At 73.1% G+C, this 12,113-nt stretch carries 11 protein-coding genes; 5 read left to right on the top strand and 6 right to left on the bottom strand.

The window, feature by feature from the left end; all coding sequences use genetic code 11:
* Nucleotides 1-46: 46 nt before the first annotated feature.
* The 3 genes from O7621_RS07750 to O7621_RS07740 all read right to left on the bottom strand — a co-directional run bounded on the left by O7621_RS07750 (nt 47) and on the right by O7621_RS07740 (nt 3,459).
* On the bottom strand, nt 47-1,360 hold the full coding sequence (locus O7621_RS07750) for an MFS transporter (RefSeq protein WP_282233385.1): 1,314 nt from the start codon (nt 1,358-1,360) through the stop codon (nt 47-49).
* A gap of 71 nt (nt 1,361-1,431) precedes the next feature.
* Nucleotides 1,432-1,866 carry a MarR family transcriptional regulator gene (locus O7621_RS07745; protein WP_282234489.1) on the bottom strand — a complete coding sequence of 145 codons (435 nt, stop codon included), beginning with the start codon at nt 1,864-1,866 and terminating at the stop codon, nt 1,432-1,434.
* A 129-nt stretch (nt 1,867-1,995) separates the two neighbouring features.
* Nucleotides 1,996-3,459, bottom strand: a complete 1,464-nt coding sequence (locus O7621_RS07740) for an NCS2 family permease (protein ID WP_282233384.1) — start codon at nt 3,457-3,459, stop codon at nt 1,996-1,998.
* A gap of 193 nt (nt 3,460-3,652) precedes the next feature.
* On the opposite strand from O7621_RS07740, the gene O7621_RS07735 reads away from it, so the two are divergent.
* Nucleotides 3,653-3,958: a DUF2530 domain-containing protein gene (locus O7621_RS07735; protein ID WP_282234488.1), complete on the top strand. Its 306-nt coding sequence runs from the start codon at nt 3,653-3,655 to the stop codon at nt 3,956-3,958.
* Here the strand turns inward: O7621_RS07735 and O7621_RS07730 are convergent.
* The gene (locus O7621_RS07730) at nt 3,927-4,784 is read right to left on the bottom strand and encodes a DUF3027 domain-containing protein (RefSeq protein WP_282234487.1); all 858 of its coding nucleotides are present in this window, start codon (nt 4,782-4,784) and stop codon (nt 3,927-3,929) included. The two genes, O7621_RS07735 and O7621_RS07730, sit on opposite strands and share 32 nt — an antisense overlap.
* 85 nt (nt 4,785-4,869) lie before the next feature.
* Here O7621_RS07730 and O7621_RS07725 point away from each other — a divergent pair, with 85 nt between their 5' ends.
* From O7621_RS07725 to O7621_RS07715, 3 genes are all read left to right on the top strand, one after another.
* Entirely contained in the window at nt 4,870-6,651 is a 1,782-nt protein-coding gene (locus O7621_RS07725) for an MFS transporter (protein ID WP_282233383.1), read from the top strand.
* Nucleotides 6,652-6,728: 77 nt separating this feature from the next.
* Nucleotides 6,729-7,451, top strand: coding sequence for a futalosine hydrolase (locus O7621_RS07720; protein ID WP_282234486.1), 723 nt, complete (start codon nt 6,729-6,731; stop codon nt 7,449-7,451).
* Nucleotide 7,452: 1 nt separating this feature from the next.
* Nucleotides 7,453-8,319 (top strand): 1,4-dihydroxy-6-naphthoate synthase, encoded by an 867-nt coding sequence (locus tag O7621_RS07715; RefSeq protein ID WP_282233382.1) that lies wholly within the window; start codon nt 7,453-7,455, stop codon nt 8,317-8,319.
* Between the two features lie 38 nt (nt 8,320-8,357).
* On the opposite strand, the gene O7621_RS07710 is transcribed toward O7621_RS07715, so the two are convergent.
* Together O7621_RS07710 and O7621_RS07705 are read right to left on the bottom strand one after the other, a co-directional pair.
* Complete coding sequence (locus O7621_RS07710) at nt 8,358-8,744, bottom strand: cold shock domain-containing protein (protein ID WP_123607376.1); 387 nt, start codon at nt 8,742-8,744, stop codon at nt 8,358-8,360.
* A 32-nt stretch (nt 8,745-8,776) separates the two neighbouring features.
* Nucleotides 8,777-9,391, bottom strand: coding sequence for an HAD hydrolase-like protein (locus O7621_RS07705; protein WP_282233381.1), 615 nt, complete (start codon nt 9,389-9,391; stop codon nt 8,777-8,779).
* 170 nt (nt 9,392-9,561) lie between these two features.
* Here O7621_RS07705 and O7621_RS07700 point away from each other — a divergent pair, with 170 nt between their 5' ends.
* A complete protein-coding gene (locus O7621_RS07700; protein WP_282233380.1) occupies nt 9,562-12,093 on the top strand; it encodes a helicase-associated domain-containing protein in 2,532 nt (843 codons plus the stop codon).
* Nucleotides 12,094-12,113 lie beyond the last annotated feature (20 nt).

The following is a 12,113-nucleotide window of genomic DNA, read 5'->3' as shown; positions in this document are numbered from 1 at the left end:
CGCCAGCGGCCTGGGGACCGTTCGGCCCCGGGCAGTAGGCTCCAGGTCAGGCTCGGACTGCTCCGGCATGGGCCGGCGCGGGTCGGGCCGGCAGGACGTAGAGCCGGGGCATCGGTGCCCACCTCAGCCGCAGTCGGCCGCCGGTGCGCCGCAACTGCCAGGCCAGCGCGGCGGCGGCGGTCAGAAAGGACAGCAGGCCGCCCAGCCAGATGCTGGCCCCGGCTCCGAAGCGCTCGGCGACCCAGCCGATGATCGGTGCGCCGACCGGGTTGGTGCCCAGGAAGACCAGCACCCACAGCGCCATCACCCGGCCCCGGAAGGCCGGGTCGACGCCGAGCTGCACCCGCTGGTTGGCGGCCTGTGCGAAGTAGACCATGAAGAATCCGGTCGGCAGCAGCAGGAGCACCACCAGCCAGTACGTCGGGGCCAGCCCGACCAGGGTGCCGAGGCCGGCGAAGGTCAACGCACTGCCCAGCACGACGTAGACCGACGGCCGGTCGCGTCGGCCGCTGGCAGCGAGGGCACCGGCCAGCGCGCCGACCGCGAGCGCCGTGGTGAACAGCCCGAACGACGCCGCACCGGTCTCGAACACTGTCTTGGCCAACGCGGCGAGGGTCAACTGGAAGTTGAACAGCAACAGGCCGAGCACGGCCATCAGGGCCATCGGCAGCATCAGGTCGGGGCGGCGGGCGACGTAGCGCAACCCGTCGACCACCTTGGCGGCGTCCCGCTGCGCTCCGACCGGCAGGCCGACCCGGTGCAGTTCGCCGGAGCGCATCCGAACCAGTCCGACCAGCGGGGCCGTCGACGCGAGCGCGCTGATCAGGAAGACCGGCCCGACGTCGAACGCCGCGATGGCCAGCCCGGCCACGGCCGGGCCGACGATCCGGGCGGTGTTGAACGTCGCCGAGGACAACGCGAGGGCATTGGGCAGCAGCGGGGTCCCGACCAGTTCGGAGACGAACGCCTGCCGGACCGGGGTCTCCAGGGCGTTGCCGACGCCGAGCAGGCCGGCAAAGACGAAGACGTGCCAGAGCGCCACCACGCCGGTCAGCACCAGCACGCTCATCACCAGGGCCAGCACGCACCAGATGGCGTTGGCGACGAACAGCAGCAGCCGCTTGTCGTAGCGGTCGGCGAGCCGGCCGAAGATCAGGGTGAACGCCAGCACCGGGGTGAACTGGAGGGCGACGACCACGCCGAGCGCGGTGGCGGAGTCGTCCGACAGCTGCAGGACGAGCCAGTCCTGCGCGATGAACATCATCCACACACCGATCAGCTTGATCAGCTGCCCGGTTGCGAAGATCCGGTAGTTGCGGACCTGTAGGGACTGGAAGGTGGTGTTCAGTGTCGCCCGCACTCGGGGTGCGCCTCCTCGGATCGTACGCGTCATCCACGTGGGACGAAGCGGACCCGGTGGCGACTGTCGCGTCAGCCGCGGGCGACCTGCTGCAGGATCTCCGCCGCCTGCCGTAACGTGTCCCGTTCGGCAGGGCTCAGCGCGGCGAGCCGGGTGGCGAGCCACTCGTCACGTATCCGCTCAAACCCGGCGATCACCTCGCGGCCTGACCCGGTGGCCGACAGGATCACCTGGCGGCCGTCGGTCGGGTGCGGGGTGCGTTGCACCAGTCCGCGCTCCTCGAGCTTGGCGACGATCCTGGTCATCGTCGGCGGTTGGACCCGCTCGATGTCGGCCAGCTCCCGCGGCGTCATCGCACCGACCAGCTCGAGGCTGGTGAGCGCGGACAGCTGGGTGACCGTCAGATCGCCGACCGGCCGGGCCCGTCGGACCCGCCGGTTGAGTCGGGTGATGGCATCGCGCAGGGACGTCGCCAGTTGCGCGGCCGTGACCTGCTGCTCTCCCATCACCGCCCACTCCGTCACGTTCGTTAGCCTAACTAACGAACACGCCGACCGACCAGCCGTTATGACCACCGTCACCGGCGGCACCAGGGTACCGCCGGTGACGGCCGACGTTGCGACGAGGCGGTCGGCTCAGCCGATCAGCAACTCCAGCGGATGCCGCAGGAAGTAGAGGGTGAACAGCGCGGCCACCCCGTACAGCAGCGGATGCACCTGCGCCGCGCGGCCTTTCACCAACTTGATCAGCACGAAGGTGATCACCCCCGCGCCGATCCCGTTGGAGATCGAATAGGTGAACGGCATCAGCACGATGGTGAGGAACGCCGGGATGGCGATCTCGTAGTCGGTCCAGTCGATGGTGCGTACCGCGGTCAGCATCAGGAAGCCGACCACCACCAGCGCGGTCGACGCCGCCTCGAACGGCACCACCTCGACCAACGGGGACAGGAAGACGGCCAGTAGGAACAACCCGCCGGTGACCAGGTTCGCCGCTCCGGTCCGGGCGCCCTCCGCCACCCCGGCGGCGCTTTCGATGTACGAGGTGTTGCTCGACGTACTCGCCATGCCGCCCGCCGCCGCCGCGATCGAGTCGACGACCAGGATCTCCCTGGTCCTCGGCGGCATCCCCTCGGCGTCGAGCAGGCCGCCCTCCTGACCGACCGCGACCATGGTGCCCATCGTGTCGAAGAAGTCGGTCAGCAGCAGGGTGAAGACGAACATCAGGGCGATCAGCCAGGTCGCCGAGTCCCACGCGCCCAGCACGGAGAAGTTGCCAAGCAGCGACAGGTCGGGCAGGCCGACGACCTGGTCGGGCAGGCTCGGCACGGTCAACGCCCAACCGCCGGGTCGGCCGTCCGGGCCGCCGGCCGGCCCGAACCCGCCGATCGCCTCGACGACGATGGCCAACACCGTGGAGCCGAGGATGCCGATCAGGATCGCACCTCGCACCTTGCGGACCACCAGCACCAGGGTGAGCAGCAGGCCGAGTACGAAGACGAACGCCGGCCAGGTGGCGATCATGCCGTTGACGCCCAGGCCGAGCGGCGGCGACGCGGTGCCACCGGTGACGAACCCGGCGTTGACGAAGCCGATCAACGCGAGGAACAGCCCGATGCCGACCCCGATGGCGGTCTTCAGCTGGGTCGGCACGGCCCGGAAGACGGCGGTACGTAGCCCGGTCAGCACCAAGACCAGGATGATCACGCCCTCGATGACCACCAGGCCCATCGCGTCGGCCCAGGTCATCTGCGGTGCGATCTCGAAGGCGACGAGGGCGTTCACCCCGAGACCGGCGGCCAGCGCCAGCGGGAACCGGGCGACCACCCCCATCAGCAGCGTCATCAACCCGGCGATCAGGGCGGTCGCGGCGGCGATCGCCGGGATCGCCAGCGCGGCGCCCTCGCCGTCGACCGCGCTACCCAGGATCAACGGGTTGAGCACCACGATGTACGCCATCGTGAAGAAGGTGGCCAGGCCGCCGCGTGCCTCCCGGCCGGGGGTGGAGCCGCGGGCGGTGATTTCGAAGAACCGGTCGAACGCGTTACGTGGGCTGCGGTCCGGAGTCGACCCGGTCGTCTCTGCCGGCACTGTCGCCATGGGTCCTCACAGCTGATCATCAGGTTGACTGGGTTGCGCGCATCGTCTCAGATCAGCTGTTACCAGCGAAGGTCCATCCGGTTACGTCCCGCGACATCGATGGCCGACTCAGCCGCCGTCCGGGTCGACCGGCCCGTCGCGGCGGTCTCGATCAACCGGGACGTACCCTGGTAGGGTGCCCGACTCGCCGCCGATGACCCCGCCGGACGCCCCGACCGGCCCGGTGCGGCTGCCGAGGGCACCCCGACCGGCACCACTGGACCCACCGATGGTGCCGTTCGCCGTCGGCGGGATGATCGCCTGGGCCGTCGCCGGGCTGGTCTGCCTGCTCGCCCGAGACTGGCTGGCCGACACCGGGCGTACCGACTGGCTCTGGACCTGCCTGGCCGGTCTCCTGCTCGGGCTGCCTGGACTCGCGGTGATGCTGCGGCACGACGCCAACCGGCGACAGCGCCACGCCGACCAGGTCAGTCGCCGGCCGGACCCGAACGCACCGTGACCGTCTCGACCTCGCCGTCGTCGTAGACCGTGGGCAGCTCGTCCACCGGGGTCACCGCCGGGCCGGTCAGCGTCTCCGAGTGCGCGCCGCAGCCGTGGTCCACGCTCACCACCCGGCCGTCGTCCGGTGCGTACACGTTGCCGCACACCCCGAACGCCTGCCGCAGCGCCCCAGCCAGCATCAGGTAAAACCCGCAGGCGCCGCAGCGGGCCGTGTCCGGCGCGGCGACCGAGATTGGTGCCTGCGGGCCGTGTTCGCCGTCATACCAGCGCTGCGCGGTGTCGGCGCGGCCCTCACGAGACATCACCCGGCTCCGGCCGAGCCCGAGCTCCCAGGAGACCTCCTCGACGGCCGGGTCGTCCGACTGCAGGTAACCGGGCGCGAGCCGGTCGTCGTCGAACGAGGTCGGCAGCAGGTCACCGACGCCCAGGTCACCGGGCTGCAGCCGGTCGTGCCAGGGCAGCCAACCCGGTGCCAGCAACGCGTCCGGGCCGGGCAGCAGCACCGTCTCACAGACGGTCACCTGCCGGCTGCGGGACACCCGGGTCACGGTGACCGCCCACCGCCAGCCCTGGTACCCGCCAAGATGGCAGTCGAAGAGGTGGGTCACCAGCCGGTCGCCTTCGGCGACTGCCTGCAGGTGCTCGCCGACCTCGGCGGGATCCACCGCGTCGGTCAGCGCGGCGTACGCCACGTCGACGGCTTTGGCGCAGACCGAGTCGAGGCGGGCGGCACGAGCGGTGCTCCTGGTCACCGTCCCATTGTTGCCTACCGGCCGGCACCGCCGACAGGCACTCCCCCGCCGACAGCGACTCGTTGTCGCCAGGCACTCCCCCGCCGACCTGGACCCGCGACCGCGAAAACCGGCACAGCCCGAGACGGGACGGCTGCGGATAGGTGAGGATGGGCGCATGGGGCTGTTTCGCTCGCTCGGGCACACGGCCGGGACCGCCTTCCGCGGCACCCGCGCGGTGCTGCGCGGCACGGCGCACAGCGGTCGCTGGGCCGGACACAAGGTTCTGCAGGTACGCCACCGCGGGGCGGGCGGTGAGCCGGGCATGTCGCGCCTGTTCGACCTGCACGCTGCCTCCTGCGCCGGGGACACCCTGATCACGATCGGGCTCGCCGGGACCATCTTCTTCAGCGCGCCGCTCGGCGAGGCCCGCAGCAGCGTGGCGCTCTACCTGCTGGTGACGATGGTTCCGTTCGCGCTGCTGGCCCCAGTGGTCGGCCCGGTGCTCGACCACTTCCGGCACGGCCGGCGGTACGCGCTGGCCACCACCATGCTCGGCCGGGCCTTCCTGGCCTGGTTGATCGCCGACCACCTGAACGGGTTCGGGCTGTATCCGGCGGCGTTCGGGGTGCTAGCCCTGTCCCGGGCGTACGGCGTCGGCCGCTCCGCCGCCGTGCCCCGGCTGCTGCCGGCCGGGCTTGGGTTGTCCCAGGCCGGGGCCAGGGCCAGCGTCTACGGCACGATCGCCGGAGCGCTGGTCGCACCGCTGGGGCTGGCGGCGTTCTGGTTCGGGCCGCAGTGGCCGCTGCGGGTCGCGTCGGTGATCTTCCTGGTCGGCATGGTGATCGCGCTGCGGCTGCCGCCTCGGGCCGACTCCGAGCCCGCCGAGCGGGTGCCACGGGCGTTCCGGGTGTTCGGGATACGGCGGGGCATTGACCGGCAGCGGATCCTCACCGGGAGCCGGCTGGTGGTCGCCACCCTGGTCGGCAGCGGCACGTTGCGCTGCCTCTACGGCTTCCTGCTGCTCTTCCTCGCCTTCGCGATCAAGGCGGGCGACCTGACCACCGTGGTCGTCGGTCGGCAGCTCGGCGACGAGGGCGCGCTGGGGTTGGTCGGAGCGGCGCTGGCCGCCGGCAGCTTCGCCGCCACCGCGATCGGCAGCCGGATGCGGATCAACCGTCCACTCGCCCTGCAGTCCAGCGGGCTGGTGATCGTGGCCGGTGTCGGCGTACTCGCCACCCTGCAGTTCTCGCTGCTGATGGTGGCGCTGTTCTGTTTCGTCACCGCGATCATCAGCGGCATCGCGAAGCTCGCGGTGGACGCCACCATCCAGGAGCGGCTGCCGGAACGGCTGCGGGCCAGCGCATTCGCCCACTCCGAGACCATTCTGATGCTGTCGTTCGTCGCTGGTGGCGCGTTCGGGCTTATCCCGGTGGACGGCCGGATCGGTGTCGTCGCGGCGGCCGGCTTCGGCATCCTCGCCGCCGCCCGTGCGATGATCGTCGCCGGCCGGCAGCGCAAGGACCGGCTCAACGGCCGGCCGGTCGACGCAGCCGACGACGTCCCAGACACGCCCGAACCTGGCCCGCCCGAACCTGGCCCCGCCGATCCCGGTACGCCCGAAGCCGGCTCACCCGACGACGGCGGCACGGTTGTTCCGCCACGCGCCCGCCGGTCGATCGTCCCGGCCCGGATCCGGCCACGTCCGCGACCCGCCCCGCCGACGCCGGCGGCGCCGGCACCGGTCGGCGCTGGGCAGGGCGGCACCGGTCCGGTCGGTGCCGAGCCGGTCGGCGTCCCGGCCGCCGGCGCACCCGCCGGTCACCGCGACGACGACCGGGCCGACGGCCAAGCCGACGACGATCCGACGCCACCCGGATTCCACATCTACCGCCCGTCGTCGACGCTGCGCCGCGCGGCCGAGGACGATCGACCCGACCGGCCGGACAACGGAAGCTGACCCACGGGCAGGTGACGAGTCGCCGGGCAACGACCCTGCCCGGCGACCGGTAGGTCCAGGAAGGCGCGGTGGGTAGGGTGCGGCAGGTGCGGATTCTGATCGTGACCGCGGTCGAGGCCGAGGCGGTCGCCCTTCGACGCGCAATCGCCCCGGGTGGCGACACGGCGGGCAGCAGCACAGCCGGTAGCGGCACGACGGGCGACGCAGCCGACCGAGCGGTCGATGTCGCGGTGGTCGGGGTCGGTTCGGCGGCCGCCGCCGCCGGGACCACCCGGCAGCTGGCACTCGCGGCGAGCAGCGGACGCCCGTACGACGCGGTGGTCAGCGCGGGGATCGGCGGCGGATTCCCCGGCCGGATCGCCGTCGGGCAGACCGCCGTCGCCACCCGCAGCGTCGCGGCCGACCTCGGCGCCGAATCGCCGGATGGATTCCTGACGATCGACGAACTCGGCTTCGGCACCGCGGTCGCCACCGCCGACGGCGCGCTCACCAACTGGCTGCGAACGGTGCTGCCGGACGCCGTACACGGCGCGGTGTTGACGGTGAACACCGTGACCGGCACCGCGACGACCGCCGGGACGCTCACTGGCCGTTACCCCGACGCGGTGGCTGAGGCCATGGAGGGGTACGGGGTGGCTTGCGCCGCCGAGCTGGCCGGGCTGCCCTTCGCAGAGCTGCGTACCATCTCCAACCCGGTCGGCCCGCGCGACCGGGCCGGCTGGCGGATCCCGTCGGCGCTGGCCGCGCTGACCACGGCGGCCAGCGCGCTGACCAGCCGCAGCGCCGACTACCGTGGCTGACGTGACCCTCCGGCTGGCTTTCTCCCCCTGCCCCAACGACACGTTCGTCTTCCACGCCCTGGTGCACGGGCTGGTGCCGGACGCCCCGCCGGTCGCCGTCCGCTACGCCGACGTGGACGTCACCAACTCCGCCGCCGAACGCGGCGAGTTCGACCTGGTCAAGGTCAGTTTCGCCGCGTTGCCCTGGCTGCTGCCGGACTACCACCTGCTGCCCTGTGGGGGTGCGTTGGGCCGGGGCTGCGGCCCGCTGCTGCTGACCGGCGGTACGGCCGGGGAGGGCCGCTGGGCGGCCGGCGACCTGACCGGGGCGACTGTCGCCGTACCCGGTGCGCGGACCACCGCGTACCTGCTGTTCCGGCTCTGGTCGGCGGGTCGGCCGCCGGCCCGGATCGAGGTCGTGCCGTTCCACGAGATCATGCCCGGCGTCGCCGCCGGCCGGTACGACGCCGGCCTGGTGATCCACGAAGCGCGGTTCACCTACCAGCGGTACGGGCTCACCGCGCTGGTCGACCTCGGAGCGTGGTGGGAGTCGGACACCGGGCTGCCGATCCCGTTGGGCGCGATCCTGGCCCGACGGGGCGTCGTCGACCCGGCGCAGGCTACCGGCTGGGTACGCGAGTCGGTCCGACTGGCCTGGGCCGATCCGGGCGCCTCCCGGGACTACGTGCTGGCCCACGCACAGGAGATGGAGCCGGACGTGGTGGACCGGCACATCGGGCTGTACGTCAACGGATTCACCGCCGACCTCGGTGCCGACGGGTACGCGGCGGTCGCCGCGCTACTGGACCGGGCGGCGGCGCACGGGCTCACCCCACCTACGGCAGGGCTGCTCGCGCCACCGCCCGACGACCAGCTACGGCGGCGGTAGAGAATCGCCCACTGCGATCCGGGGACCGCGACCGTGGGTCAGACCTCCAGTTCGCGGGCGACCGCGTGCACCAGCTGGGCCACGGTCTGCGCCGTCTTGCGGTCCGGGAACCGGCCCCGCCGCAGGTCCGGCTGGACCTTGGCCTCCAGCACCTTGATCATGTCTTCGACCAGTCCGTGCAGCTCCTCCGGCGGTCGCCGACGCAGCTCGGCGACGGACGGCGGGGCCTCCAGCAGCTGTACGCCGAGCGCCTGCGCGCCGCGCCGGCTGTCCACCACCCCGAACTCCACCCGTTGCCCGGACTTGAGGTCGGTGACGCCAGCCGGCAACGCACCCTTGGGCAGGAACACGTCGCCACCCTCGTCACTGGTGACGAATCCGTACCCCTTTCCCGCGTCGTACCATTTCACTCGACCCGTCGGCACCACTGACCTCGACTTCACTCGCAGGATTGACCTCACCAGGCTAGCCGGAGCAGTGCGTCGGCCGCCGCCGGGAATCCGGTCAGGTCGTCAATCACCGCAGCCGCTCCGGTGGACCGCAGCTCAGCCGCCGAACAGGGGCCGGAGGCCACCCCGAGACCCGGGATCCCGGCGGTCCGCGCGGCCACCATGTCCGCCGTGTGGTCACCCACATACAGCTGTACGGCGTACTCGCGCAGGGCGACCGCCTTGCCCTCGGCGAACAGGTCCCCGGCGACCTCGTCCGCCGGCAGCCTCAGATGGTCCAGATGCAGGCGAGCCAGCCGGCCGAGCTTCGAGGTGACCACCACCACCCGCCCACCCCGCTCCCGGACCAGTTCGAGCGCGGCGACCGCCCCGGGCATCGGCAGGGTCGGATCGACCGCGTAGCGGGGGTAGAGCGACCGGAACTGCTCGACCGCGGCATCGACCTGGTTGGCCGGAAACCACTGGCTGATCTCGTGGCGCAGCGGCGGGCCGAGCCGGGACACCGCGACCTCGGCGTCCACCTGCACCCCGGTGAGCTCGGTCAACGCCCGGTAGGTGGCGGCGACCCCCGGCCGCGAGTCGATCAATGTCATGTCCAGGTCGAATCCGACCACCGGCGACATGCGCGAGTCCCTCCCTCGTCACGCCCGCCACGACGGGTGGGTCCGGCCGGCGGGTGGCCGGCCGGGTGGCGGCCGAAGAGTGAGCCTATGCGGGCGACTCCCGAGCCGGCGCATCTGCTCCGGACGGCCGAGGCCACCTGGGGCGTCCGGCGGGCTAGCGTGGAACAACCATGGCCAACACACTCGCCGACCACCTGCGTTCCCGCTCCGACGCGGAGCTGGGTGACCTGCTGCGCCTGCGTCCGGATCTGGTGGTGCCGGCGCCGACCGACATCGCCACGCTGGCCGCCCGGGCCCAGTCGCGGGTATCCGCTGCCCGCGCGCTCGACGACCTCGACGAGTTCACCCTGCGGATCCTTGACGCCGCGCGGCTGTGCCGGGAACCGTCGGCCGGGGCCGGTTCGGCCGACGCCGCCGTCGAACTGGACGCGGTGCTGGCGATGGCCACCGCGCCGGGCAGCGGGGCGACTGCGGCTCAGGTCCGCGCGGCGGTGGACCGGCTGCTGGCCCGTTGCCTGCTGTACGGGTCGGCCGGGCGGTTCCGGGTGGCCGGCGGGGTGGACGAGGCGAGTTCGCCGTACCCGGCGGGGCTGGGCCGGCCCGCCGCCGACCTGGACGACCGGGTGGCGCGACGGTGCGCCGACCCGGCCGCGTTGCGCCGGACGTTGCTCAGCGCCCCGCCGTCGGCCCGGGCGGTGCTCGACCGGCTCGCCGCCGGTCCGCCGCTCGGCACGGTGACTACCGCCGCTGCCGGCCCGGCCGCCGGTACTCAGGCCCGCGAGGCCCCCGCCACTGCTGCCCCGGCCGCCCTGGGTCCAGGCGACGGGGTGAGCCCGGTCCGTTGGCTGGTCGAGGCCGGCCTGCTGGCGGTGGTCACCGACGAGCCGGCGACGGCCGGCAGCCAGGCCGTGGAGTTGCCCCGCGAGGTCGGGCTGTTGCTGCGTCGGGACACCGGGCCGCTCGGCACGCTGCGCCCCGACCCGCCTGCGGCCGGTTCCGCCGAACGCGATCCGAAGGCGGTTGACTCGACCGGTGCCGGGCAGGCGATGGAGCTGGTCCGGCTGGCCGGCGCGCTGCTGGAGGCGTTGGCCGCCGAGCCGGCGCCGCTGCTGCGTACCGGCGGGATCGGGGTGCGGGAGCTGCGCCGGTTGGCCCGCGCAGGTGGGGTCAGCGAGTCGCTGGCCGGGCTGCTGATCGAGATCGGGTACGCCGCCGGGCTGCTCGGTGCCGCCGAACTGCCCGCCACGGCGAGTCGCACCGCCGTCGACCAGCAGATCCTGCCGACCGGCAGCTACGACCAGTGGATCAACGAGCCGGTGGCCCGGCGGTGGGAGCGGCTGGCCGGGGCGTGGCTGGCGATGACCCGGCGGGCCGGGCTGATCGGCCGCCGGGACGACCGGGACCGGCCGATCACCGCCCTGTCGACCGACGTGGAGCGGGCCGGCGCGCCGACGGTTCGCCGTACCGTGCTCGGGGTGCTGGCCGCGCTGCCGCCGGGGGCCGCCCCGACCGCCGACGAAGTGCTCACGCTGCTCGCCTGGCAGGCGCCGCGGCGCAGCCGGGGCCGCGACGAGCTGCACCGCGAGGTCCTCGACGAGGCAGCTCAACTGGGCGTCACCGGGCTGGGCGTGTTGACCGGGTACGGCCGCTCGCTGCTCGCCGGGGAGGGCCGGGACGGTCGGGACATCGCGGCCGACGACGATCCGCTCGGCGTACGGGTTACCGAACGGGAGCATCGAGGTGCGGCGTCGACGGTGGAACGCGCGCTGGACGACCTGCTGCCGTCCCCGGTGGACCACGTCCTGGTGCAGGCCGATCTGACCGTGGTGGTGCCCGGTCCACCGGAGCCGACCCTGGCTGCCGAGTTGGAGCTGGTTGCCGAGTTGGAGTCGACCGGGGCGGCCAGTGTGCACCGGGTCACGCCGGCGAGTGTGCGTCGGGCGTTGGACGCCGGCTACCAGGCGGCCGAGCTGCATGAGTTGTTCGCCCGGCGGTCCCGCACCCCGGTGCCGCAGGGCCTCACCTACCTGATCGACGACTCGGCGCGTACCCATGGCGGGTTGCGCGCTGGATCGGCCGGCGGTTATCTGCGCAGCGACGACGAGGCGTTGCTGGCCACGGTGCTGGCGGACCGCCGGCTGGCTGCCCTGTCGCTGCGTCGGCTGGCGCCGACGGTGCTGGTCAGCGTGGTGCCCGCCGGCCGGATGCTGGAGGCGCTGCGGCAGGCCGGCTACGCCCCGGTGCCGGAGGACGGCACCGGGGCCGCACTGCGCACTGGCCGGCCCCGGGCCCGGCGGGCACCGGTGCGGCATCCGGTGACGTTGCGGTCGGTCGATCCGCTGGCCGCGCCGAAGCTGACCGCCCCCCGGATCAGCGGTCTGGTCGAGCAGCTTCGCCGGGGTGAGGCGGCGGCCCGTGCGGTACGGCGCGCGCCCGGTCCGGTCCGGGCGGCGGCCGGGCAGGCGGTCGACGGGTTGGCCGCGGTGCAGGCGCACTCGCAGGCGCTGGCCGTGCTGCAGCAGGCGGTACGGGACAAGGCGCTGGTCTGGGTGGGCTACGTGGACGCGCACGGTGCCGCCGCTTCCCGGCTGGTCCGTCCGGTGTCGATCGGCGCGGGTTACCTGCGGGCCGAGGACGAGCGGACCGAGACGCTGCACACCTTCGCGTTGCAGCGGGTGACCGCCGCGGTGGTGCACGACTGACTGACCGCGCGGCGGCCTGC

It is taken from the genome of Solwaraspora sp. WMMD937 (assembly GCF_029581175.1).
In the GTDB taxonomy this organism is placed as follows: domain Bacteria; phylum Actinomycetota; class Actinomycetes; order Mycobacteriales; family Micromonosporaceae; genus Micromonospora_E.
Note: the sequence above shows the minus strand (reverse complement) of the source record. Positions and strands in the feature narration are given on the sequence as shown.